The organism is Azonexus sp. GW821-FHT04F04, assembly GCF_059420025.1.
The window spans coordinates 537543-560191 of the sequence record NZ_JBWKSX010000001.1; the positions used below are offsets into that span (position 1 = coordinate 537543).

The following is a 22649-nucleotide window of genomic DNA, read 5'->3' on the forward strand; positions in this document are numbered from 1 at the left end:
TCCCTCGTTTTCAAAGTGAATGGCCATGACTTTCAAAGACAGTTCGTCCGATTTCCAGATCATTGATGTCGCGTTGATCGAACCCGATCCGCAGCATCCCCGGCAGAACATCGACGAAAGCAGCCTCAAGGGGCTGGCCAATTCAATTCAGAAAATGGGTGTCATTCACCCGCTGGTCGTCCGGCCGGCCAATGCCGCCGGCCGCTACACGATTGTCGTCGGCGAGCGGCGTCGGCAGGCCGCCATCCTGGCTGGCGAGAAGACGGTGCCGGTCATCGTCCGCACCTGCGCGGTGGCGGAAACCCTTGAAGTCCAGGTCTTCGAAAATATCGGCTTGGGCGTGCGCGCACCGCTGGAAGCCCGTGAAATGGCCAACGCCATTCAGACCATCGCGGCGCGTTTCGAGTCGCCGGATGAGGCGGCCCAGCACTTTGGTCGCGCCCCCACCTGGCTGGCCCAGGCGACGGCTGCCGCCAACTTGTCGGAGAAGGTCACCGCCCTGCTTGACGCCGGCAAGATTTCGAGCACTGGCGCCGCCGTTCAGCTCGAAAGGCTGGCCAAGAAAAACGAGGCCAAGGCCGAGGTTCTGATCGACCAGATCGGGCAATTGCCTGAGGGTGAGAAGGTATCGAAGAAGGTCGTCGATAACGCGCTCTCGGAAGTCTCTGGCGGGCGGAAAAAGAACGAAAGCGTCGTTGCCGATGATCCGGTCATTATGGCGTCGTCGGCATCAGACATTCCGCCGTGGGAAGAACAGCCGGAACCGGCCAAAATCTCCAGCGCCCGGCGTCGCATCAGCCAGGACAAGGTCAGGCTCGTCGCCGAACTGCTCGGCCTGGACGATGGCGATGAGGAAGAAGTGCTTATTCGACTGATCGACGAATTCCTGGCCCAGAAGAATTCCTGATCGATCCGGCCCGCCTCAAGCCGCCCCGGCTTGCCGGGCAAAACGCGCCAGGACGTGGCCGGTCATGCCCTTGGCCAATTCCTCCTCGCCATAAAAAACGGTGCCCAGATTGTCTTTGCGCAGCAGCGCTGACTCAGCCTCGCTGTGGGTGCGCAGGACGATTTCGATGTCCGGATTGAGCGTTCTGGCTGTCTCGACCATCTGCCGGACGTTGATCGGATCTGGGCTGGCGATGACCAGCATCGCTGCATCGGCAATGTGCGCCTGAATCAGGACAGAAGGCTCGCTGGCGTCGCCCGAGACGGCGGCGATCCCCTTGTTGCGCAGGCTTTCGACCAGTTCCCGGTTCTGCTCGGCGACCACGTAAGGAATCCCCTGGCTGTCCAGCGCCTCGGCTATCCGGTGCCCGACCCGGCCGTAACCGACCAGCACGACCTGCTTCTCGAGAAACTTGCGCTCGGTGCTCATCGGCAGTTCGGCAAACGGATCGCCGCGTTGCTCAAGCTCGCGGGCCTTGGCTGACCGGCCGAGCGCCCAGCGCCGCAAGGGCTCGATGGCCGAGAACATCAGCGGATTGAGGGCAATCGAGAACAGCGCACCGGCCAGGATCAGGCTCATCCCTTCGCTCGTCATCAGGCCCAGGGACTGGCCCAACCCGGCCAGAATGAAGGAAAACTCGCCGATCTGGGCGAGGCTGGCGGCGACGGTCAGCGCCGTGTTGAGCGGGTAGCGCAGGGCCAGGACCAGAGCCATGGCGGCCAGCGTTTTGCCGACCATGATGATGGCGACGACGCCGAGAACCTGCAGAGGCTTGTCGACCAGAATCGACGGCTGGAAAAGCATGCCAACCGACACGAAGAACAGCACGGAAAAGGCATCGCGCAGGGGCAGGGATTCTTCGGCCGCACGGTGGCTGAACTCCGACTCGCGCATGACCATGCCGGCGAAGAAGGCGCCCAGCGCGAACGACACGCTGAACAGCAGGGCTGCGCCGTAGGCGATGCCGATGGCGGCGGCGACGACGGACAGCGTGAACAGTTCGCGCGAGCCGGTGGCGGCGATGTGCCAGAGCAGCCAGGGAATGACCTTGCGGCCGACGATCATCATCAGGCCGATGAAGGCGCAGACCTCGAGCAGCGTTTTGGCGATGGCGATCCAGATTTCCTGGTTGCCACCGGCTGACTGCGCCTCGCCGCCGAGAATGCCGGCCAGCGGCGGCAGCAGGACGAGAACCAGAACTGTGGCCAAGTCTTCGACGACCAGCCAGCCGACCGCAATGCGCCCGTTCATGCTGTCGAGCACGCCTCTGGCTTCGAGCGCCTTGAGCAGGACGACGGTACTGGCGCAGGACAGCGAAAGGCCAAAGAGCAGGCCGTGCCCCCATTCCCAGCCCCAACCCCAAGCCACGGCCATGCCAAGCAAGGTGGCGCAGGCCATCTGGACGACGGCGCCGGGGACGGCGATGCGCTTGACGGCCATCAGGTCGCCCAGCGAAAAATGCAGGCCGACGCCGAACATCAGCAACATCACGCCGATTTCGGATAACTGGGCAGCGATGCTCATGTCAGCGACAAAGCCCGGCGTGGCCGGGCCGATCAGGATGCCGGCGGCGAGGTAGCCGACCAGTGCGGGCAGTTTCATGCGCTCGGCGGCAAAGCCGAGAATCAGGGCGATGCCGAAGCCGGCAGCGAGCGTGGTGATCAGGGGAATGTTGTGGTCCATGGGGGCCTTGGCGAATCGATTGTTTGCTTTTACCGGACGGTCCCCTTTCGGACAAGCAGGGCTGCCCGAAGATTCCCTTCAGAAAATCCGGCCGCTTCGGCGCCGGACCGATGGCTTGCTATAGTCGCGAACCGGATTCGCTCCTGCCATCGCTCAATATCGTGTCCACCAACCCCTATCGCGGCCGTTTTGCCCCATCGCCTACCGGCCCCCTGCACTTCGGCTCCCTAGTTGCCGCCGTCGGCAGCTACCTCGATGCCCGCACGCAGGGCGGCAAGTGGCTGCTGCGCATGGAGGATGTCGATACGCCACGCAACGTGTTGGGGGCGGCTGACGCCATCCTGAACACGCTGGCGGCTTTCGGCTTCGAGTGGGATGGGCCGGTGTTGTATCAGAGCGAGCGGTTTGAGGCCTACGCGGTGGCGCTTGAGCAACTGAAGTCCGCTGGCCTGGCCTACGGCTGCGCCTGTTCGCGCAAGGAGATCGCCGATTCGGCGACGCGCCCGGCGGTCGATGGCGGGCTGGCTTATCCCGGTACCTGCCGGGCCGGCTTGCCGGCCGGGCGAGTGGCGCGGGCCTGGCGGTTAAGCGTCAATGACGACGAAATCGCTTTCATTGATCGCTTGCAGGGGCGCGTCGCCCAGCATCTCGAAAGTGATGTCGGCGACTTCGTGTTGCGTCGCGCCGATGGCTTGTTCGCCTATCAGCTGGCGGTCACGGTCGACGACGATTTTCAGCAAATTTCGCACGTTGTGCGCGGAGCCGATCTACTCGCTTCGACGCCACGGCAGATCTGGCTGCAACGCTGCCTGGGTTTTGCCACGCCGACCTACGCCCATCTGCCGGTGGCGGCCAATGCGGCTGGCGAGAAGCTGTCGAAACAGACGTTGGCCCGTCCTTTGGCGAACGAGGTCGCAGCTGCCGAGCTGGTCCGGGCGCTGGGTTTTCTCGGTCAGGCGGTGCCGGCCGAACTGGCCCGGGCGACGGTCGCTGAGGTCTGGGCCTGGGCGTTCGAGAACTGGTCGTTCGCGGCCATTCCCCGTACGCCGGCGATCATCGTTCCTCTGGCGTAGTTTCTTCGGTCTGTCGCCAGTGGCGCTGGCTGTAGCCGGCGATGCCGACCATGGCGCGGACCAGTCCGTAGGCCAGCCAGCGCAGGAAACGCGAGTGGATGGGCTGGCGCGACAGTTCTTCAACGAGCAGTTCCCGGGCGCCGATGGCCATGGCGTTCTTCAGGCTGGCCTCGAGCTCACCGGCAAATACCGCGTCGCGGACGACCAGATTGGCCTCCTTGGCCAGGAGCAGGCTGAACGGGTCGATGTTTGACGAGCCGACGGTGGCCCACTCGCCATCGATGACGGCGACCTTGGCGTGCATGAAACTTTTTTCGTACTCGAAGATGCGGATGCCGGCGGCCAGCGTCGTGGCGTACAGGGTCTGGGTGGCGTAACGAAAAAGCTGGTGATCGCTCTTGCCCTGGAGCAGCACGGTGATGCGCACGCCGCGTTGGGCGGCGGCGTAGAGCGCCCGACCAAAACGGATGCCGGGCAGGAAGTAGGCGTTGGCAATCAGGATGTCGTGCTTGGCGCTGTCGATGGCATCGAGGTAAGCGTGCAGGATGTCGTTGCGGTGGCGGATGTTGTCGCGGATCAGGAAAGCCGCATTCTGGTTGCCGGCGGCCGCGCAGCAAGGGTCGGCGACCGGCGCGAGGCGGAAGCGTCGCTTGAAATTGACCCACGACACGGTTTCCCACATCCGGCGCACGGCGTGATGCACCTGGCGAAGGACCGGCCCTTCGACGCGCACGGCGTAGTCGTAGTGCGGGCGCATGTCGAGCGGCGCGTTGTTGTCGTCGATGACGTTGATGCCGCCGACGAAGGCGACGCGCGCATCAATGACGGCCAGCTTGCGGTGGAGGCGGCGCAGGCGGTGGCGCTTGAAGTGGAAGCGGCCGATTTCGGGTCGGTAGAACATGGCGCGGACGCCTGCCACGGTCAACCGGGAAAAGAAGTCAATTTTGAAATTGCGCGCCCCGAAGCCGTCGACCGTGACATTGACCTGGACGCCGCGTTCGGCTGCCCGGCACAGGGCATTGGCCACCTGGTGGCCGATCACGTCGTTGGCGAAGATGTAGCTTTCGAGGTAGATCTCGACTTCGGCGGCGTCAATGGCAGCGAGCAGGGCCGGGAAATAATCGTCGCCCGAATTGAGCAGTGTGAGCCGGTTTCCCGGCACAAACTCAGCGGCCATGCCGGGTCAGGTGAGCCGACAGCGCGGCGTGATCGGAAATGGCCGACCACGGCATGCCGTGGTGGACTTCGGTGCGCTGGACGTCGAAGCCGCGGACGTAGATGCGGTCGAGGCGGAACATCGGCATGGCCGCCGGGAAGCTGCACACCGGCTTGCCGGCCGGGCCGCTGAACACCTCTTGCAGGCCGAGGCGGCGCGTCAGGTCCTCGCCGACGCGATTGCGCCAGTCGTTGAAATCGCCGGCAACGATGAGCGGTGCGTCGGGTTCGGCCAGACGGTCGAGGTAATCGGCCAGCGCCGCCATCTGCTTGCGGCGCGAATAGCCGAACAGCGACAGGTGCGCACAGACGCAATGCACCAGCGGCGCGTTTGGCAGCTCGATCCGGCAATGCAGCAGGCCGCGCTTCTCGAACTGCAGGTGAGTGACGTCCTGGTTGTGCGAATGCAGGATGGGGAAGCGGGAAAGGATGGCGTTGCCGTGGTGACCGTGATCGTAGGCCATGTTGCGGCCGTAGGCCGACGCCGCCCAGACGTCTTCGGCGAGGAACTCGTGCTGCGGCGAATCGGGCCAGTCATCATGCGTTTCGGCATGGCCGAGGTGCAGCCCCTGCACCTCCTGCAAAAACACGATATCCGGGTTCAGGCTGCGCAGGCGCTCGCGCAGTTCATGCACCATCATCCGCCGGTTGAACTGCGAAAAGCCCTTGTGGATGTTGTAAGTGGTGATGTGCAGCGCGGGCTGGGTCATGGAATCAGGAAATATCCAGCATGCGGTCGAGTGCCAGTTTGGCGAGCGTTGCTTCGTGGGCCGGCACGGAAATCTGGTTGACCACCTTGCCGTCGACCAGGTTTTCCAGCGTCCAGGCCAGGTGTTGCGGGTCAATGCGCTGCATGGTCGAGCACATGCAGATGGTGGTGGCCATGAACTGGACGATCTTGTTTTGCGGCAGGACTTCCCTGGCCAGACGGTCGACCAGATTGAGTTCGGTGCCGACCAGCCAGCGCGTACCCTCCGGCGCTTCCTTGATGGTCTTGACGATGTGTTCGGTCGAACCAACGTAATCCGAGGCCGCGCAGACTTCGAAATTGCATTCGGGGTGGGCGATGACCTTGCCTTCCGGGTACTTGGCGCGGAAGGCGTCAATGTGCGATTTCTGGAACATCTGGTGCACCGAGCAATGGCCCTTCCAGAGCAGAATCTTCGCCTTCTTGATCTGGGCTGGCGTCAGGCCGCCGAGTTCGAGGTCGGGATCCCAGACGACCATTTCGTCCATCGGGATGCCCATGTTGTGACCGGTCCACCGGCCGAGGTGCTGGTCGGGAAAGAACAGCACTTTCGGACGCCGCTCGAAGGCCCACTTGGCGATGGTGCCGGCGTTCGACGAGGTGCACACGATGCCACCATGCTCGCCGCAGAAAGCCTTTAAATCGGCCGCCGAGTTGATGTAGGTGACCGGCGTGACTTCCTCTTCGGCGTTCAGTACGCTGTTCAATTCGCGCCAGCAGCGCTCGACCTTGGCCAGGTTGGCCATGTCGGCCATCGAACAGCCGGCGGCGAGGTCGGGCAGGATGGCTTTCTGGTGCGGGGCGGTCATGATGTCGGCGACTTCGGCCATGAAATGCACACCGCAGAAAATGACGAATTCCGAATCGGTCTGCGATGCGAGGCGCGACAGCTTGAGCGAGTCGCCAGTCAGATCGGCGTATTGATAGACGTCGGCGCGCTGGTAGTGATGACAGAGGATGACGGCCCGCTTGCCGAGCTTGGCCCGGGCGACGCGGATGCGTTCATGGCAGGCCTCGTCGGAGAGGCGGTTGAAGGGGTCGAAGGCGATGGTGGCTGTTTGCATGCTGTTCTCTGAACTTTGGCCATTTCATTTTTGGCCGTTATTTCCGGTTGACCGTGGAATTATCCCTGAATCCACGGCAATCCGGCCTTGCGCCAGCCACCGATGGTGTTGCGATGCCCGTTGGCATCCTTGTCGCCCTCGAAGCCTTCGAGGATGTTGTAGCAGGCGTTGTAACCGGCTTCGGTGGCGGCTGTGGCGGCAGCGATCGAGCGTACGCCGCTGCGGCAGAGGAACATGACCAGCGCTTCGGGGTCGACCTGGCGCTTGAGTTCGGCCACGAAATTCGGGTTGCGCACGCCGCCCGGGTATTGATTCCACTCGATCTCGACCGCCCCGGCGACCCGGCCAACCCAGTCCCATTCAGCCCGCGTGCGGACATCGACGATTTTGGCGCCGGGCGCCAGCCGCAACAGGTCGCTGGCCTCCTGCGGCGTCAACTCGCCCTGATAGGCGCGGCCAAGGGCTTTGCCCCGCGCTTGGGCCAGACTGAGTATTTCGGTTAACTTTCCCATAATGTCCAACTGCTAAAATTACACGTTAATAGTATAGGGCAGACATCATGGGACTTGAGCATCACCTCGCCGTCTCCGCCACGCCGGCCGAGCGCTCGGCCGCGGCGCAGAAGGCGACCTGGGTCAGCGTCGCGGTCAATCTGGTGATGACCATCGCCCAGTTGATCGTCGGCTGGCTGGCTCATTCGCAGTCGCTGGTCGCCCACGGATTGCACTCATTCTCCGACCTGCTGTCGGACTTTCTCGTCATCTACGCCAGCCGGCAAAGCGCCCAGCCGGCAGACCAGTCCCATCCCTACGGCCACGCTCGCGTCGAAACTGCTGCGACGCTGGTGCTCGGAACCTCGCTGACCTTGATCGGCGGCGGCATCCTCTGGGAATCCGGCATGCGTCTCCAGCACATCGAAGCCTTGCCGACCGTCCAATATTCGGCGCTGTGGGTGGCGGTGGCCACGGTCATTGCCAAGGAAGGGCTGTATCGCTACCTGATCCGCGTTGCCGAACGGCTGCGCTCGCAACTGCTCATCGGCAATGCCCTGCATACGCGGGCCGATGCGGCTTCAGCGCTGGTCGTTGTGGTCGGCATCGGCGGTGCGCTGATGGGCTGGTCTTTTCTCGACCTGCTGGCGGCGGCGCTGATGGGCTTCATGATCCTGCACATGGGCGCCGGTCTGGCCTGGGGGGCGATCAAGGAACTGATCGATACCGGCCTCGACGACGTTCAGGTCGAAGCCATCCGGAAGACCCTGCTGGCGACACCCGGTGTGCGCGACCTGCACCAGTTGCGGACCCGGCGCATGGCACACCAGGCTCTGGTTGACACGCATGTCCAGGTCGATTCGCGGATCAGCGTCTCCGAAGGTCATCGCATTGCCGAATCGGCGCGCGCCAGAGTTCTGCGCGAACATCCAGAGGTGCTCGACGTGCTCGTCCATATCGACCCGGAAGATGACATGGATCCGGACTCCTACGCCACGCGATTGCCTGCGCGGGATGCCTTGCTTGGCGAATTGCAGCCACTGCTTGTCGGTTTGCCCGAACCGGAAAAAATCGTCCTGCACTACCTGAAAGGCCAAGTCGAAGCTGAAATCTTCTTCAGTCACGTCCTGTTTCAAAACGGCGAGGCACTTCGCCAGGCAGAGAACCTTCTGGTCGATCGCCTCAAGCTACACCCCTTGATTCGGCGTGTATCGCTGAATTGTCTGATCGCACCAGAATAGTGCATTGATTTTGTTGGTTGCACGGTTGTGGTGCGTCAATTCTTTGTTTAAACCCTGCATCTCGTTGTGGCAAAATACAAAGATTACTCGTCAGCCTTTGGCACACTTTCTGCTAAATGTACCGGGTTACCATTTTTTGATTGTCGCCGGATCGCCCGGCAACTTGTTTTCTTAGGAGATTAAGGCTTATGGCAACCCCGCAAGACGTGCTCAAGATGATCAAGGAAAACGACGCCAAGTTCGTCGATTTCCGTTTCACCGATACCCGCGGCAAGGAACAGCACGTCACCGTGCCGGTTTCTGCCTTCAGCGAAGACAAGTTCGAAAACGGTCACGCTTTTGACGGCTCCTCGATTGCCGGCTGGAAGGGCATTCAAGCCTCCGACATGCAGCTGAATCCGGATCCGGCAACTGCCTACATCGACCCGTTCTTCGACGAAACCACCGTCGTTCTGACCTGTGACGTTATCGATCCGACCGATGGCCGTGGTTACGACCGCGACCCGCGCTCCATCGCCAAGCGCGCTGAAGCCTACCTGAAGTCCTCTGGCATTGGCGACACCGCCTACTTCGGTCCGGAACCCGAGTTCTTCATTTTTGACGGCGTCGAGTGGAATGTCGACATGTCCGGCTGCTCCCTGAAGATCCACTCTGCTGAAGCAGCCTGGGGTTCGGGCGAGAAGAACGACGCTTCCGGTTCCACCGGCCACCGTCCGACCGTCAAGGGCGGCTACTTCCCGGTTCCCCCGGTCGACAGCCTGCACGACATCCGTTCGGCCATGGTTCTGACCCTGGAAGCCCTCGGCTGCCCGGTTGAAGTTCACCACCACGAAGTCGCCACTGCCGGTCAGTGCGAAATCGGTACCGTGTTCAACACCCTGGTCAAGCGTGCCGATCAGACCCAGATCCTGAAGTACGTTGTGCACAACGTTGCCCACCAGTACGGCAAGACCGCCACTTTCATGCCGAAGCCCATCGTTGGCGACAACGGTTCCGGTATGCACGTTCACCAGTCGATCTGGAAGGACGGCAAGAACCTGTTCGCTGGCGACGGCTACGCAGGTCTTTCCGAACTAGCCCTGTTCTACATCGGCGGCATCATCAAGCACGCCAAGGCACTGAATGCCATCACCAATCCGGGTACCAACTCCTACAAGCGTCTGGTCCCGCACTACGAAGCTCCGGTCAAGCTGGCTTACTCGGCCAAGAACCGTTCGGCTTCCATCCGCATTCCGTACGTTGCCTCGACCAAGGCTCGTCGCATCGAGACCCGCTTCCCGGATCCGATCGCCAATCCGTACCTGTGCTTCGCCGCCCTGCTGATGGCCGGCCTGGATGGTATCCAGAACAAGATTCACCCGGGCGATCCGGCTTCCAAGAACCTGTACGACCTGCCGCCGGAAGAAGATGCAGCCATCCCGACCGTCTGCGCTTCCCTCGAAGAAGCCCTGGCATCGCTGAAAGCCGACCATGAGTTCCTGACCCGTGGCGGCGTCTTCTCCAACGACTGGATCGATGCCTACATCGACCTGAAGATGGATGAAGTGAACAAGGTTCGCATGACGACCCACCCGGTCGAGTTCGATCTGTACTACTCCTGCTAATCAGCCGGATACGCAAAAAGGGCGGGATTTCCCGCCCTTTTTTTGTTTACTTTTTCCTGGCTCGGCCGTTAAGTCCGGTACACTCAAAAAATTGACAGGATTGATGACGATGAAGCGCAGTTCGCTTGCTCTGCTGATCACTTTGTTGCCGCTCTCGGTTTTCGCCCAGACGATCTACAAATGTGTCGATGCCAACGGCAACACGACTTATGCCAGCGCACGACTCGACAAGAATTGCAAGGTGATTTCCAGCGGCCAGGAAAATGCCATTCCTGCACCGCCAAAAGCGCGGTCGGCCGGAACTGCAGCCAATCCGTCACCGGCCGGCTTTCCGCGCGTACAGGAGGATACCCAGAGGGCGCGTGATGGCGATCGGCGCCATATTCTGGAGCAGGAGTTGGCCGGGGAGCAGCGTAATCTGGAGCAGGCGCGCAAGGACTTGTCGGAGCAGCAGACGGCAGGTGCGGCTAGCGACCGTATGGCCCCCTATCGTGACCGCGTCGGGCAGCATGAACGCAATATCCAGGCGATTCAGAAGGAACTCGGCAACCTGAAATAACCGCCAGGCGTAAATTGATTTCCAGATTTGGGGCGCTACGGCGCCCTTCGTTTTTCAAACGATTGCCGGGCCATCACTGACCTAAGCTTTCACCTTGTACCAAGCCGCGTAGAGAGCTGGCAGGAAGAGCAGGGTGAGCGCGGTGGCGACGATCAGGCCGCCCATGATGGCGACGGCCATCGGTCCGAAAAAGTCGTTGCGCGACAGCGGAATCATTGCCAACACCGCCGCTGCTGCAGTCAGCACAATGGGCCGGAAACGCCGTACGGTCGACTCGATAATTGCTTCGTGGCGCGGTTTGCCGGCGGCCATGTCCTGCTCGATCTGGTCGACCAGAATCACCGAGTTGCGCATGATCATTCCGAACAGCGCAATGGTGCCGAGTAGCGCCATGAAGCCGAAAGGTTGCCGGAAAACGAGCAGGAACAGCGCTATCCCGATGATGCCGAGCGGAGCAGTCAGCAGCACCATGACGACGCGGGAAACGCTTTGCAACTGGATCATCAGGATGGTAATCACGGCCAGTACGAAGAGGGGGATGCCGGCCATCACCGAGCCGGAGCCCTTGGAGGATTCCTCGACCGAGCCTCCGGTGGCGATGCGATAGCCGTCGGGCAGGGTGGCCTGGATGGCATCGATCTCCGGTTTGATGCGGTCGACGACCGTGGCAGGCTGAATCTTGCCGTACAGGTTGCCGCGCACCGTGATCGTCGGCAGGCGGTCGCGGCGCCAGATCAGTCCTGCTTCGAAGCCGTGTTTGAGACGGCCGATCTGGCTCAGCGGAACGCTCTTGCCGGCGCGTGTCGGTACCGACAGATCATCCAGTGACGACAGGTGGTTGCGTTCCTCGCGGTCACCACGCAGGACGACATCGATGCTCTTCTCGCCTTCGCGGTAGCTGGTCACCGTATAGCCGTTGAGCGACATGTTGAGCAGGGCGGCAATATCCTGGCTGGAAACACCGAGCAGGCGGGCCTTGTCCTGATCGATTTCGATCTCGACCGACTTCGACAGTTCGCTCCAGTCGACATTAACGTTCGACAACTCCGGATTCTCGCGCATGACCGTGGCGACCTTGGTGGCCGCCTGACGCAGCGTGGCGAAGTCTTCGCCGGAAATGCGGTATTGCACTGGATAACCGACCGGCGGCCCGTTCTCGATGCGGGCGATGTTGCCGCGAGCAGCGAAGCTGTCATTTTCGAACAGTTTGATCAGTCGACCGCGGACGGCTTCTCGCGCCTCGACATCGCGTGTGACGATGACGACCTGGCCGACGTTGCTGGCCGGCAGTTGCTGGTCCAGGCCGAGGTAATAGCGCGGCGCTCCTGATCCAACGAAGGCCATGTAATGTTCGAGCTGGTCGTATTCCGCCTTGTCCTTGTCCAGCCACTGTTCAAGGTGCTTTGTCTCGGCGTTGATGGCGGCAATCGACGCCCCCTCGGGGAGGCGTAGTTCGACATTGAGTTCCAGGCGGGTCGAGTTCGGGAAGAACTGCTTCTGCACCTTGATCATGCCGACAATGGATAGCGCAAACAGGATGATGGTGACGCCTATGACCAGCCAGCGCCGTCCGACGCACCAGCTGACCAGTTGGCGAAAGCGGGTATAGAACGGCGTACCGTAGACATCATGGTCTTCAGCATGGGCCGGGCCATTCAGGCCGATCTTGTCGAACAGGCGAGCGAGGCGCGGCAGGCGGTTTTCCAGACGGCTGCTCTGGTGTGCTGCGTGCGGGTTGGGCAGCAGCTTGTAGCCGAGCCAGGGAATGGCGATGACGGCGGCCAGCCACGAGATGAGCAGGGCGACGGCATTGATCTGGAAGAAGGCAAAGGCGTATTCGCCGGTCGATGACTTGGCCAGGGCAATCGGGATGAAGCCGGCGACGGTAACCAGCGTGCCCGAGAGCATCGGTCCGGCCGTGCTCGTGTAGGCGAAAGAGGCGGCGCGGGTGCGTTCCCAGCCCTGCTCCATCTTCACCCACATCATCTCGACGGCAATGATCGCATCGTCGACCAGCAGGCCGAGCGCCAGAACCAGCGCGCCGAGCGACACCTTGTGCAGGCCGACGTTGAACAGGTACATGGCAAGGAAGGTGGCGGCCAGCACGAGCGGAATGGAGATGGCGACGACCAGCCCGGTGCGGATGCCGAGGCTGATGAAGGTGACGAGCAGGACGACGATCACCGCTTCTGCCAGAGCCTGCGTGAAGGCTTTGACCGAACGGGCGACGGCTTCCGGCTGGCTGGTCGCCACGCCGATGTCGACGCCGGCCGGCAAGGCAGCCTGCAGCTTGGCGATGCGCGTGTTCAGGGCCTTGCCGAGTTCGATGATGTCGCCACCCTTGGCCATCGAGACGCCGATGGCGAGGGCGGGCTTGCCGCCAAAACGCACTTGGGTGCCGGGCGGGTCGATGGTGCCGCGCTTGATCTCAGCGATATCGCCGAGCCGGAAACTGCGGCCGCCAGCCCGGATCAGGGTGTCGGCAACGGCCTGCACGCTGTTGAAAGCCCCGCCGGGCCGAATCTGGATGCGCTCGCTGGCCGTCTCGAAGAACCCGGTGCCGGCTACGGCATTCTGCTGATTCATCGCCTGGACGATGGTCGCCTGGTCGATGCCCAGCGTGGCGAGCTTGGCATTGGAGAGTTCGACGTAAATCTTTTCGTCCTGAATGCCGAAGATTTCAACCTTGCCGACCTGCGGCACGCGCAGCAATTCATCGCGAATGCGCTCGGCCTGGTCCTTGAGCTGCGGATAATCGAAACCTTCTGCGGTCAACGCGTAAATGTTGCCAAAAACGTCGCCGAACTCGTCGTTGAAAAAAGGCCCCTGAATGCCGGCCGGCAAGGTGTGGCGAATGTCGCCGATTTTCTTGCGGACCTGATAGAAAACGTCGGGCACGTTGGCCGGCGGCGTGCTGTCCTTGGCGAAGAACATCACCGTCGATTCGCCGGGGCGGGAGAAGCTCGAGACGCGGTCGATGTAAGGTGTTTCCTGCAGTTTTTTCTCGATCCTGTCGGTCAGTTGCTGCTCGACCTGACGCGCCGTAGCACCTGGCCAGAGGGTGCGGATCACCATGATTTTGAAGGTGAAGGGCGGGTCTTCGGCCTGGCCGAGTTTGCCGTAGGCAAAAACACCCATCAGCGCGATGGCGAGCAGGAAGTAGCCAACCAGCGTGCGGTGGTGCAGCGTCCAGTCGGACAGGTTGAAGCGGTGGCTCATCGCTTAGCGCTGCCGATCCGGCGGTGTGGCCGCCTTGGCCTGAACTTCCTGACCGTCGACCAGCTTGCCGGCGCCGCTGATGATGACCAGTTCACCAGCCTCCAGTCCGCCGTTCAACGCCACACCGTCTTCCCGGAAATGGGTGACCTGGACTGGCCGGGAGACGACTTTGCCATCCTTGACGATGCGGACCAGCGGACCTTGCCCGAGATCGATCACTGCGCTTAAGGGGACGAGAAGCTTGTTGTCCGCGGTGTTATCGAGGATAACGCGTGCCGTCATGCCGAGGCGAACCTCGGGCGGCGGGTTGTCGATGCGGATGCGTGCCGCGTAGGTGCGGGTTGCCGGATCGGCGGCGGGCGACAGTTCACGCAGTTCGCCGCGCAAGATGATTTTCGGGGCGGCCCACAGGCTGACAGCGAGGTTTTTGGCGGCTTTCAATTCGGCCAAACGGCTTTCCGGGATGGCGATGGCAACTTCCCTCTCTTCCGGGCGAGCAATGCGCAACACGGCCTGGCCGGCTGTCACGACCTGGCCGGCATCGACGAGAACGGCCGTGACGATGGCTGGAAATTCGCTGCTCAGCGTGCCGTAGCTGGTCTGGTTGCCGCTGATGCGGCTCTGTGCGCGGGCCTGTTCGAGACGGGCTCGGGCGCTGTTGAAGGCGTTGTCCTTGGCGTCGAAAGCGGCTTGGCTGACGAATTTTTTGGCGACCAGGTCGGCGTAGCGTTCGCGCTCGGCGTGTGCCGTGGTGTGCTCGCTTTCGGCGGCCGCCAATTGGGCGCGGGCGGCGGTAGCAGCTAGTTCAAGATCGGCTGGATCGAGGCGGGCCAGCGGCTGGCCGGCCTTGATTTCGGCGCCAGCATCGACCAGGCGGGCGGCGATTTTGCCGCCAACGCGGAAAGCCAGATCGACCTCATGCCGGGCGCGGATTTCGCCGGTATAGACGCTGCTGGTCAGTGGTGTACTGGCCGCGGCCTGGACCAGCACGACACGGGACGCTGGTGGCGTGGTATCGCCAGCCTGGCAGCCAGCGAGAACGGTAGCTGCGGTAACCAGTAAAGCGGCAACACAAGGAGCGGTCTTGATCATGGAGGGAGGTCCGGTGGACAGTGTCCGGATGATAATGAACGATTGGTCAGTAACGCAAGTTATCATCAGTAGGGGGTGTCGAATCGCTACAATGGCGGGCATGAACGTTACTCATTCTTCCTTTGCCGGCCTTGATCTGCTGGCTTCGGCAGTGCTCCTGCTGGATGATGCACTTGCCATCCGCTATATCAACGCGGCCGGCGAAAACCTGCTGGCTGTAAGTAGCCGCGCCGTGATTGGTCAGACGCTGACGGCGGTATGCACTTGCTCGGCGACCCTGCAGTCGGCCCTCGACAATGGTCTGAACAACAATTGGGGTTACACCGGCCAGAATGTCGAGCTGAAACGCAGCGATGGCGAAGCGCTCAACATCAACTGCACGGTGACACCGCTACGCCCGGATATCGCCCCTGGCGTCCGTCTGCTGCTTGAATTGCAGCCGATCCAGCACCATTTGGCGGCGACCCGCGAAGAGCGCCTGATCGAGCAGCAACAGGTCAGTCGCGAACTGATCCGCAATCTGGCCCACGAGATCAAGAATCCGCTCGGCGGCATTCGGGGCGCTGCCCAGTTGCTGGAGCATGAGCTGGCCAATCCGTCGCTCAAGGAATACACCCAGGTCATCATCAAGGAGGCGGACCGCCTGCAGGACTTGATGCAGCGCTTGCTCACCCCGCATCGGGCGATGTTGCCGACGACGGTCAATATCCACGAAATCCTCGAGCGGGTGCGCAGCCTGCTGACCGCCGAGTTCCCCGGTTCGCTGAGCGTTCGTCGTGATTACGATACCAGCCTGCCGGAACTGGTCGGTGATCGTGAGCAATTGATTCAGGCCGTTCTCAATATTGCCCGCAATGCCGCACAGGCGATGGGCGGCGAGGGCGAGATAGTTCTCCGCACGCGTTCGTTGCGGCAAGTGACGCTGGCCAAAAAGCGCTATCGCCTGGCCATGGAAATCAAGGTCATCGACAACGGCCCGGGTATTTCCGACGAAATCCGCGAGCGCATGTTCTATCCGCTGGTTTCCGGGCGCGAAGGCGGAAGCGGCCTGGGGCTGACCATCGCCCAGAATTTCATCCAGCATCATCACGGCACGATCAATTGTGTCAGCCGGCCCGGCCACACGGTCTTCACGCTGAATCTGCCGGTTGAGCAGGCTTGAGTCTTGCTTCTATTCAGGCCATTCTGCAAACAAAATGAGCCAACAAAATATGAAACCGGTCTGGGTCGTAGACGATGATCGCTCCATCCGCTGGGTGCTGGAAAAAACCCTGTCCCGCGAAGGCATCCCGTTCAAGAGTTTTGCCTCGGCCAGTGAGGCCATTTCGCAGCTCGAACAAGGCATCGAACCGCCGCAGGTGCTGATGTCGGACATCCGCATGCCCGGCCAGTCCGGGTTGGAGTTGCTGCAGGAGGTGAAAACCCGTTTCCCGTCGGTGCCGGTCATCATCATGACCGCCTACTCCGATCTGGAAAGCGCGGTCGCCGCCTTCCAGGGCGGCGCTTTCGAATACCTGCCGAAACCCTTCGACGTCGATCAGGCGGTCGAGCTGATCCGCCGTGCCATCGACGAGTCAATGCACCAAAGCGGTGCGGCTGAGGAAGAAGGGCTGGTTCCGGAGATTCTCGGTCAGGCGCCGGCAATGCAGGAAGTCTTCCGCGCCATCGGGCGCTTGGCCCTGTCGCACGCGACGGTGTTGATCACCGGCGAGTCGGGTTCCGGCAAGGAACTCGTGGCACGTGCGCTGCATCGCCATAGCCCGCGGGCCGACAAGCCGTTCATTGCCATCAACACAGCGGCGATTCCCAAGGATTTGCTGGAGTCCGAACTGTTTGGCCATGAGCGCGGCGCTTTTACTGGCGCCCAGGCCCAGCGGCGTGGGCGCTTCGAGCAGGCCGAGAGCGGTACGCTGTTTCTCGATGAAATTGGTGACATGCCGGCCGAGTTGCAGACCCGCCTGCTGCGCGTATTGTCGGACGGGCACTTCTACCGCGTCGGCGGCCATTCGCCGATCAAGGCCAACGTCCGGGTTATTGCAGCGACCCACCAGAATCTCGACACGCGGGTCAAGGATGGGCTGTTCCGCGAAGACTTGTTCCACCGTCTGAACGTCATCCGTATCCGCCTGCCGGCGCTGCGTGAGCGTCGTGAAGACATTCCCCTGCTGACCCGCCATTTCCTGCAGAAGAGCGCGCGGGAGTTGGGCGTCGAAACCAAGCGGCTGACCGAAGCCGCCTTGAAATACCTGAGCGGCCTCGATTTTCAGGGCAATGTTCGTCAACTGGAAAACCTTTGCCACTGGCTGACCGTCATGGCGCCGGGGCAACAGGTCGATATCAGCGACCTGCCGGGAGAGCTGCGCGAGGCAACACCGGTGGCGCTGGCCACCGACTGGGAAAGCGCGCTGGAAGGCGAGGCCGACCGCATGCTGGCACGCGGCATTCCGGATATTCACGGCGTTCTGTCGCAGGTTTTCGAACGCATCCTGATCGCCCGGGCGCTGGCCCATACCGGCGGTCGACGGATCGAGGCGGCGCAGGCGCTGGGCATCGGGCGCAACACGATCACCCGCAAGATCGCCGAACTCGGCATCGATGGCGGCAAGGAGCACGCGGCGGAGTAAAATCCGCGGCATGACTCTGATCGATCCTGTCTTGCTGAAAGCGCGGCTGGCTAGCCTGGCCGGCCGCTTTGACGTGGACGCGCTGGACGAATGTGATTCGACAAGCAGCGAACTGATGCGCCGAGCCGAGCGCGGCGCTCCGTCCGGCTCGGTCGTTGTCGCCGACCAGCAAAGTGCCGGGCGGGGGCGGCGCGGGCGAAGCTGGTTGTCATCGCCCGAATCCAGTTTGACCTTTTCGCTGCTCTGGCGATTTCCCGGCAATGCGGCCAGCCTGAGCGGCTTGTCGCTGGCGGTTGGTGTTGGTCTCGCTCAGGCCATGGAAAACCTGGGCGCCAAGGGTGTTTGCCTGAAATGGCCGAACGATGTGCTGCTGCGTTCCGGCGACGATGTTGCCAAGCTGGCCGGCATCCTGATCGAATTGTCGTCCGACCGCCGAGGCACGCAGGCGATCATCGGCATCGGCCTCAACCTCGCCCCGCCAACGGGCGATCTGCCGCAGCCAGCGGCCGGTTTGAGCCAGGCTTGTCCTCTCCCTGTTGATCCCCATGACATATTTGCCACCATCCTCGGCCAGTTGGCGGCCGTCCTCGACACTTTCACGGTCAACCGGTTTTTTGGGCTAAAAGTGAAATGGCAGAGCTACCACGCCTGGCAGGATCAGGCTGTGCAAATCCTTGGCGATGGTGAAGATCCGAAACGTGGCCGCTGCCTCGGTGTCGATGACGACGGCGCGCTGTTGCTCGAAACCGCAGCCGGGATCGAACGCATCTTCTCCGGCGACGTCAGCCTGCGCCGCGCATGATCGTCTGTCTCGACAGCGGCAATAGCCGCATCAAATGGGGCGTCCATGATGGCAAGCAATGGCTCGCCCAGGGCGCCGTCGCCCACGCCGAGGTCGAACAGTTGCAGCGACTGGTCAGCGACTGGCCAAATCCCGACAAGGTCCTGCTGGCCAATGTCGCCGGTGCCGAGGCTGGCGGGCGAATTCGCGAGCAGCTGGCGCCATGGCTGCAGGTGTTTTTTGAAGCCCGCTCGGAAACGACGCGTTGCGGCGTGACCAACCAATATCGCAATCCGTCCCAGCTCGGCGTCGACCGCTGGTGCGCGCTGATCGGCGCCCGTGGCTTGAGCCGGACGGCGGCCATCGTCGTCATGGCGGGAACGGCGACGACCATCGACACCCTCGACGCCGATGGCAATTTCCTCGGTGGAATGATCCTGCCCGGCGGCGATCTGATGCGCCGTTCGTTGGCTGCCGACACGGCGGCGCTGCCGTTTGCCGACGGCCGCCACGCCGACTATCCGCGCTGCACCGACGACGCCATTGTCACCGGCTGCATCGAGGCGCAGGTCGGTGCCATAGAACGGGCCTGGCAGCGACTGGGCAACATCGACAAGGTCTGCCTGCTGTCCGGCGGCAACGCAGCCAGTCTGGCCCCGCATCTCAGCATCCGTTGGCGGGCGGTCGCCAATTTGCCGATGGAAGGTTTGCTCCGTCTGGCGTTCGACGCTTGAACAAACGCCGGCGAGCGGTGACAATCCGCTGTCATTGCGCCACCTCCGGGAGATTCCATGTTCGATCCGGTCATTAGCAGCCTGCCGGCCTTTGCCGGCTATTTCGCGACAGCCGTCGGGCTGCTTGCCGTCTTTCTCGTTCTCTACGTCTTTGTTACGCCCTACAGCGAGCTGGCCCTGATCCGCGAGGGCAATACCGCCGCGGCGATCAGCCTGGCCGGGGCCATCATCGGCTACGCCCTGCCGATTGCCGTTTCGGTGGCGGCCAGCCACAACATTTACGTGATGATCGGCTGGGGCGTCGTCGCCTGTGTCGTCCAGCTCATGGCTTACATCATCGCCCGCTTCGCGCTGCCGCAGATCAATCTGAACATTCCGCAGGGCAAGGTTGCCTCCGGGATATTCCTCGCTTCGCTTTCCCTCGGCGTCGGCATTCTCAACGCCGGCTGCATCGCCTGACCATTCAAGGAGAAAACACATGGCTCTGATGGACTTCATCAAGAAACAGTTTATCGACATCCTGCAATGGACCGAGGATGGCGACGGGACGCTGGCCTGGCGCTTTCCGATGGCCGAGATGGAAATCCAGAATGGTGCCAGCTTGACGGTGCGCGACTCGCAGGTGGCAATGTTCGTCAACGAAGGCACTGTCGCCGATGTCTTTGCGCCCGGCATGTACAAGCTGACGACGCAGACACTGCCGGTCCTGACCTACCTGAAAAACTGGGACAAGCTGTTCGAATCCCCGTTCAAGTCCGACGTCTACTTCTTCTCGACGCGCACCCAGATCGACCAGAAGTGGGGCACGCCGAATCCGATCACCATCCGCGACAAGGAATTCGGCATCGTCCGCCTGCGCGCCTTCGGTATCTATTCGTATCACCTGACCGACCCGAAGACTTTCTACCAGAAGATTTCCGGCACCCGTGACAGCTACGGCCGCGAGGAACTCGAAGGCCAGTTGCGCAACACTCTGGTCGCCGGCCTGACCGACCTGTTCGGCGAATCCGGCGTGGCCTTCATCGACATGGCGGCCAATCAGGACGAGTTCGGCAAGGCGATGCTGGCCAAGGCGGCGCCGATGTTTGCCGAGTACGGTCTGGCGCTGGACTCGCTGGTTGTCCAGAACGTTTCGCTGCCCGAAGAGCTGCAGAAGATTCTCGACCAGAAGATCGGCATGAACATGATCGGCGACATGCAGCGCTACACGCAGTACCAGGTTGCCAACAGCATTCCCGATGCGGCAAAGAACGAAGGCGGCATGGCGGCGATGGGCGTTGGCCTCGGGGCTGGTGTCGGCTTCGGGCAAGTCATGGGTCAGGCGATGGGCGCTGCACTGCAGCCGACGGCACCAGCCCCCGCCGCGGCGCCGATGTCGGCCGACGAAGTCGTTGCAACGCTCGAAAAGCTGCACGGGCTGGTCGAAAAAGGCATCCTGAGCCAAGCCGAATTCGACGCCAAAAAAGCGGAATTGCTCAAAAAACTGAGTTGACCGTAGCAACGTGGCTGTAAGCGCCCACTGCCCTTCCTGCGGGGCGCCGGTTGTCTTTAAATCGGCGTCCTCGGTCTTTGCTGTCTGCGAATATTGCCAGAGCACGCTGGTTCGTCACGACCAGAATCTCGAAGACATCGGCAAGATGGCGGCGCTGGTCGAGGACCGCTCACCGCTGCAACTGGGCGCCGAAGGCAGCTACAAGGGCGTCCATTTCGCCCTGATCGGGCGCATCCAGATCAAGTACAGCCAGGGTATCTGGAACGAGTGGCACCTGCTCTTTGACGACATGCGGACTGGCTGGCTGTCGGAGGCTGGCGGTGAGTATGTGCTCACCTTCGCGCAGTTCGTGGCGGAGGCGTTGCCGCAATTTGATGACCTGAAGATCGGCCAGCGCTTTGTGCTGGCCAGCCAGACGTGGACGGTCAGCAATATTGAGAACGCCGAGTGCGTGGCCGGCCAGGGCGAGTTGCCATTCAAGGTCGGCGCCGGTTATCCGGTTGCTGCGGTCGACCTGCGAAATCAGGCCAGTTTCGCCACGCTGGATTATTCGGAAACGCCGCCGCTGTTGTTCGTTGGCGAGGCGGTCGATTTTAGTTCGCTGAAAATGGCCAACCTGCGCGACGGCATGGCCGTTCCGACCAAGATGGTCGAAGCCCGCGTTTTCCGCTGCCCGGCTTGCGGCTCGCCGATGGCGGCCCGCTCGCGGGAAATTCTCGCGGTCGGCTGTGCTTCCTGTGGCGCGGTGGTTGATACGGCCGACGAGAGCTACAAGATTCTGTCGAAATCGCTCGGCATGCGCGACGAAAAATACTCGCCACGTCTACCGATCGGCAGCAGGGGCCGGCTTGAGGGCAAGCCGGTCGAGGTCATCGGCTTTCTCGTCAAACGCTGTGTCGTCGACGGTCTGGCCTATAACTGGAGCGAGTACCTGCTGGCAGGAGAGCATGGCAGCTATCGCTGGCTGACCGAATACAACGGCCACTGGAATGTGGTCGATGTGCTGTCCAAGCCACCGGCGGGCGGCATTGTCGAAGTCGATAACGTTCGTTTTGGCGGAGAGGTCTTCAAGCATTTCTCGACTACCCAGGCGGCCGAGGTCGTCCAGGTGGCCGGCGAGTTTACTTGGCGGGTCAGGCGCGGCGAAACCAATCGCGTCGTCGATTACGTGGCGCCGCCGCTCATGCTGTCGAGCGAGTCGACGGGCAACGATCTGACCTGGTCACAGGGTTTCTACGTCGAGCCGCAAGTGATCGCCGAGGCTTTCAAACTGAAAGCAGATTTGCCCGAGCCGACAGGCGTTTTTGCCAACCAGCCGAATTCATGGAGCGAGACGAATCGGCGGATTTGGGGGCTGTTCTGGAAGCTGGCGCTGGCCGCCATTCTGGTTCAGGCCTTCTTCATCTTCGTTTCCAGCGGCAAATTGCTGCTCCGTCAGGATTTCACCTTCGAACCCTTGCGCGGCGACGAGGTGCAAACCCGTGAGTTCGAGATTACCGGCAAGCCGCGCAAGATCGCCGTGCACAACCAGACCTCACTCGACAACAACTGGATCGGCCTCGACATGATGCTGGTCAACAAGGTGACCGGCGCCGCCTGGCCAGCCACCCGCGAGTTGTCGTTCTACAGCGGATATGACGATGGGCGGTGGACCGAGGGTAGCCAGAGCGACGAAATCGTCTTCCTGAATATTCCGGCCGGCACCTACTACCTGACCCTCGACCCGGACATGGCGCCGGACAAACCGATGGCCGTGCGCGACCGTGTCGAAGTGCATACAGCCGGCGCCGGCTGGTCGAATTTCGTGCTGGTGATGATTTTCCTGATCGTCTTCCCGATCTTCACCGCCACCCGCCATGCCGCCTTCGAGGCGCGGCGCTGGGCCGAAAGCGACCACGCGCCGGTGAGCAGTGACGATTCGGATGGAGACGACTGATGTTCGACAAGTTTACGCTCGCCACCGGTGTCTTCGCCGTGCTGCTTTTTGCATACGCCCAGCAGCAGGGCTGGAACCTGTTCGACAACGTCGCCAACCCGTCGCACGGCGGTTCCGGCAGCAGCCGGACTTACCACAAATAATCGG

At 62.0% G+C, this 22649-nt stretch carries 20 protein-coding genes; 13 read left to right on the forward strand and 7 right to left on the reverse strand.

Annotation, left to right across the window (positions count from 1 at the left end):
• Window positions 1-25 precede the first annotated feature (25 nt).
• Window positions 26-907, forward strand: a complete 882-nt coding sequence (locus AC07TV_RS02640) for a ParB/RepB/Spo0J family partition protein (RefSeq protein WP_494646848.1) — start codon at window positions 26-28, stop codon at window positions 905-907.
• 15 nt (window positions 908-922) lie between these two features.
• Here AC07TV_RS02640 and AC07TV_RS02645 read toward each other — a convergent pair whose 3' ends face one another.
• Window positions 923-2629 carry a cation:proton antiporter domain-containing protein gene (locus AC07TV_RS02645; protein WP_494646849.1) on the reverse strand — a complete coding sequence of 569 codons (1707 nt, stop codon included), beginning with the start codon at window positions 2627-2629 and terminating at the stop codon, window positions 923-925.
• A gap of 110 nt (window positions 2630-2739) precedes the next feature.
• On the opposite strand from AC07TV_RS02645, the gene gluQRS reads away from it, so the two are divergent.
• Window positions 2740-3702, forward strand: coding sequence for a tRNA glutamyl-Q(34) synthetase GluQRS (gene gluQRS, locus AC07TV_RS02650; protein WP_494646850.1), 963 nt, complete (start codon window positions 2740-2742; stop codon window positions 3700-3702).
• Here gluQRS and clsB read toward each other — a convergent pair.
• From clsB to AC07TV_RS02670, 4 genes are read right to left on the reverse strand one after another with little or no spacing between them, the layout of a single operon-like run.
• Window positions 3683-4879, reverse strand: coding sequence for a cardiolipin synthase ClsB (clsB, locus tag AC07TV_RS02655; RefSeq protein WP_494646851.1), 1197 nt, complete (start codon window positions 4877-4879; stop codon window positions 3683-3685). The two genes, gluQRS and clsB, sit on opposite strands and share 20 nt — an antisense overlap.
• Entirely contained in the window at window positions 4869-5627 is a 759-nt protein-coding gene (locus AC07TV_RS02660; protein ID WP_494646852.1) for an endonuclease/exonuclease/phosphatase family protein, read from the reverse strand. The genes clsB and AC07TV_RS02660 overlap by 11 nt, the downstream gene beginning before the upstream one ends.
• Before the next feature lie 4 nt (window positions 5628-5631).
• Entirely contained in the window at window positions 5632-6729 is a 1098-nt protein-coding gene (gene nadA / locus AC07TV_RS02665) for a quinolinate synthase NadA (RefSeq protein WP_494646853.1), read from the reverse strand.
• Between the two features lie 59 nt (window positions 6730-6788).
• Window positions 6789-7241 carry a rhodanese-like domain-containing protein gene (locus AC07TV_RS02670; protein ID WP_494646854.1) on the reverse strand — a complete coding sequence of 151 codons (453 nt, stop codon included), beginning with the start codon at window positions 7239-7241 and terminating at the stop codon, window positions 6789-6791.
• A 47-nt stretch (window positions 7242-7288) separates the two neighbouring features.
• Here AC07TV_RS02670 and AC07TV_RS02675 point away from each other — a divergent pair, with 47 nt between their 5' ends.
• The 3 genes from AC07TV_RS02675 to AC07TV_RS02685 all read left to right on the forward strand — a co-directional run bounded on the left by AC07TV_RS02675 (window position 7289) and on the right by AC07TV_RS02685 (window position 10624).
• Window positions 7289-8461, forward strand: a complete 1173-nt coding sequence (locus AC07TV_RS02675; RefSeq protein ID WP_494646855.1) for a cation diffusion facilitator family transporter — start codon at window positions 7289-7291, stop codon at window positions 8459-8461.
• Between the two features lie 188 nt (window positions 8462-8649).
• Window positions 8650-10065, forward strand: coding sequence for a type I glutamate--ammonia ligase (gene glnA, locus AC07TV_RS02680; RefSeq protein WP_494646856.1), 1416 nt, complete (start codon window positions 8650-8652; stop codon window positions 10063-10065).
• 109 nt (window positions 10066-10174) lie between these two features.
• Window positions 10175-10624, forward strand: a complete 450-nt coding sequence (locus AC07TV_RS02685; RefSeq protein WP_494646857.1) for a DUF4124 domain-containing protein — start codon at window positions 10175-10177, stop codon at window positions 10622-10624.
• A gap of 81 nt (window positions 10625-10705) precedes the next feature.
• On the opposite strand, the gene AC07TV_RS02690 is transcribed toward AC07TV_RS02685, so the two are convergent.
• Window positions 10706-13843 (reverse strand): efflux RND transporter permease subunit, encoded by a 3138-nt coding sequence (locus tag AC07TV_RS02690; protein WP_494646858.1) that lies wholly within the window; start codon window positions 13841-13843, stop codon window positions 10706-10708.
• Between the two features lie 3 nt (window positions 13844-13846).
• The gene (locus tag AC07TV_RS02695; protein ID WP_494646859.1) at window positions 13847-14935 is read right to left on the reverse strand and encodes an efflux RND transporter periplasmic adaptor subunit; all 1089 of its coding nucleotides are present in this window, start codon (window positions 14933-14935) and stop codon (window positions 13847-13849) included.
• A gap of 91 nt (window positions 14936-15026) precedes the next feature.
• On the opposite strand from AC07TV_RS02695, the gene glnL reads away from it, so the two are divergent.
• From glnL to AC07TV_RS02735, 8 genes are read left to right on the forward strand one after another with little or no spacing between them, the layout of a single operon-like run.
• Window positions 15027-16097, forward strand: a complete 1071-nt coding sequence (glnL, locus tag AC07TV_RS02700; RefSeq protein ID WP_494646861.1) for a nitrogen regulation protein NR(II) — start codon at window positions 15027-15029, stop codon at window positions 16095-16097.
• Window positions 16098-16146: 49 nt separating this feature from the next.
• Window positions 16147-17559 (forward strand): nitrogen regulation protein NR(I), encoded by a 1413-nt coding sequence (ntrC, locus tag AC07TV_RS02705; protein ID WP_494647372.1) that lies wholly within the window; start codon window positions 16147-16149, stop codon window positions 17557-17559.
• 10 nt (window positions 17560-17569) lie between these two features.
• Window positions 17570-18361 carry a biotin--[acetyl-CoA-carboxylase] ligase gene (locus AC07TV_RS02710; RefSeq protein WP_494646862.1) on the forward strand — a complete coding sequence of 264 codons (792 nt, stop codon included), beginning with the start codon at window positions 17570-17572 and terminating at the stop codon, window positions 18359-18361.
• Window positions 18358-19074 (forward strand): type III pantothenate kinase, encoded by a 717-nt coding sequence (locus AC07TV_RS02715; RefSeq protein ID WP_494646863.1) that lies wholly within the window; start codon window positions 18358-18360, stop codon window positions 19072-19074. The genes AC07TV_RS02710 and AC07TV_RS02715 overlap by 4 nt, the downstream gene beginning before the upstream one ends.
• A gap of 57 nt (window positions 19075-19131) precedes the next feature.
• Complete coding sequence (locus AC07TV_RS02720; RefSeq protein WP_494646864.1) at window positions 19132-19533, forward strand: DUF350 domain-containing protein; 402 nt, start codon at window positions 19132-19134, stop codon at window positions 19531-19533.
• 19 nt (window positions 19534-19552) lie between these two features.
• Window positions 19553-20566 (forward strand): SPFH domain-containing protein, encoded by a 1014-nt coding sequence (locus AC07TV_RS02725; protein WP_494646865.1) that lies wholly within the window; start codon window positions 19553-19555, stop codon window positions 20564-20566.
• 10 nt (window positions 20567-20576) lie between these two features.
• Entirely contained in the window at window positions 20577-22502 is a 1926-nt protein-coding gene (locus tag AC07TV_RS02730) for a DUF4178 domain-containing protein (protein WP_494646866.1), read from the forward strand.
• Complete coding sequence (locus AC07TV_RS02735) at window positions 22502-22645, forward strand: hypothetical protein (RefSeq protein ID WP_494646867.1); 144 nt, start codon at window positions 22502-22504, stop codon at window positions 22643-22645. The genes AC07TV_RS02730 and AC07TV_RS02735 overlap by 1 nt, the downstream gene beginning before the upstream one ends.
• Window positions 22646-22649: the final 4 nt, after the last annotated feature.

Bases quoted from the DNA above. Each gene is read 5' to 3' on its own strand.
- AC07TV_RS02640 (WP_494646848.1), top strand. From the start codon at position 26: ATGACTTTCAAAGACAGTTCGTCCGATTTCCAGATCATTGATGTCGCG.
- AC07TV_RS02645 (WP_494646849.1), bottom strand. From the start codon at position 2,629: ATGGACCACAACATTCCCCTGATCACCACGCTCGCTGCCGGCTTCGGC.
- gluQRS (WP_494646850.1), top strand. From the start codon at position 2,740: ATGGCTTGCTATAGTCGCGAACCGGATTCGCTCCTGCCATCGCTCAAT.
- clsB (WP_494646851.1), bottom strand. From the start codon at position 4,879: ATGGCCGCTGAGTTTGTGCCGGGAAACCGGCTCACACTGCTCAATTCG.
- AC07TV_RS02660 (WP_494646852.1), bottom strand. From the start codon at position 5,627: ATGACCCAGCCCGCGCTGCACATCACCACTTACAACATCCACAAGGGC.
- nadA (WP_494646853.1), bottom strand. From the start codon at position 6,729: ATGCAAACAGCCACCATCGCCTTCGACCCCTTCAACCGCCTCTCCGAC.
- AC07TV_RS02670 (WP_494646854.1), bottom strand. From the start codon at position 7,241: ATGGGAAAGTTAACCGAAATACTCAGTCTGGCCCAAGCGCGGGGCAAA.
- AC07TV_RS02675 (WP_494646855.1), top strand. From the start codon at position 7,289: ATGGGACTTGAGCATCACCTCGCCGTCTCCGCCACGCCGGCCGAGCGC.
- glnA (WP_494646856.1), top strand. From the start codon at position 8,650: ATGGCAACCCCGCAAGACGTGCTCAAGATGATCAAGGAAAACGACGCC.
- AC07TV_RS02685 (WP_494646857.1), top strand. From the start codon at position 10,175: ATGAAGCGCAGTTCGCTTGCTCTGCTGATCACTTTGTTGCCGCTCTCG.
- AC07TV_RS02690 (WP_494646858.1), bottom strand. From the start codon at position 13,843: ATGAGCCACCGCTTCAACCTGTCCGACTGGACGCTGCACCACCGCACG.
- AC07TV_RS02695 (WP_494646859.1), bottom strand. From the start codon at position 14,935: ATGATCAAGACCGCTCCTTGTGTTGCCGCTTTACTGGTTACCGCAGCT.
- glnL (WP_494646861.1), top strand. From the start codon at position 15,027: ATGGCGGGCATGAACGTTACTCATTCTTCCTTTGCCGGCCTTGATCTG.
- ntrC (WP_494647372.1), top strand. From the start codon at position 16,147: ATGAAACCGGTCTGGGTCGTAGACGATGATCGCTCCATCCGCTGGGTG.
- AC07TV_RS02710 (WP_494646862.1), top strand. From the start codon at position 17,570: ATGACTCTGATCGATCCTGTCTTGCTGAAAGCGCGGCTGGCTAGCCTG.
- AC07TV_RS02715 (WP_494646863.1), top strand. From the start codon at position 18,358: ATGATCGTCTGTCTCGACAGCGGCAATAGCCGCATCAAATGGGGCGTC.
- AC07TV_RS02720 (WP_494646864.1), top strand. From the start codon at position 19,132: ATGTTCGATCCGGTCATTAGCAGCCTGCCGGCCTTTGCCGGCTATTTC.
- AC07TV_RS02725 (WP_494646865.1), top strand. From the start codon at position 19,553: ATGGCTCTGATGGACTTCATCAAGAAACAGTTTATCGACATCCTGCAA.
- AC07TV_RS02735 (WP_494646867.1), top strand. From the start codon at position 22,502: ATGTTCGACAAGTTTACGCTCGCCACCGGTGTCTTCGCCGTGCTGCTT.